Origin of the sequence: Pseudomonas sp. P7779 (assembly GCF_013386315.1) — a bacterium.
GTDB lineage: Bacteria > Pseudomonadota > Gammaproteobacteria > Pseudomonadales > Pseudomonadaceae > Aquipseudomonas.
In genome coordinates this window covers 1-349 of record NZ_JACARZ010000224.1, presented here as the reverse complement: position 1 = coordinate 349, position 349 = coordinate 1, and the positions used below count along the sequence as shown (strand labels likewise).

General features: G+C 68.8%; 1 protein-coding gene. It reads right to left on the bottom strand.

Annotation, left to right across the window (positions count from 1 at the left end):
* On the bottom strand, window positions 1-349 hold a 349-nt coding region (locus HX869_RS31305), incomplete at both ends, for a P1 family peptidase (protein WP_178904192.1).

The following is a 349-nucleotide window of genomic DNA, read 5'->3' as shown; positions in this document are numbered from 1 at the left end:
TGGCCCCCGCTTGCAGACGCCCCATGGAATCCAGCCGCGACAACTCCGGCATCGGATCACTGCAATCCATCTCCGTCACCGGCCGCGCCCCGCCAAACTCCCCCGCCACCTCCCAGGGCCAGGCCCAGAACGTCTCGCCATCCGGCATGTAGACCGAACCAATCGGGTTAGCCACCACCAACGCGGCAACCACCAACCCATCGCCCAAATCCAGGGACGCCGTCCCCAGCCCGCCTTTCAGCACCCCGGCCATGGCCCCACGCCCGGCCCCGACAGAGCCCAGCTCAAACTCCGGACCGGCATTGGCCAGCGCCTCAAACCCCAGCCGCCGGTAAGGTGGCTCCAGGCC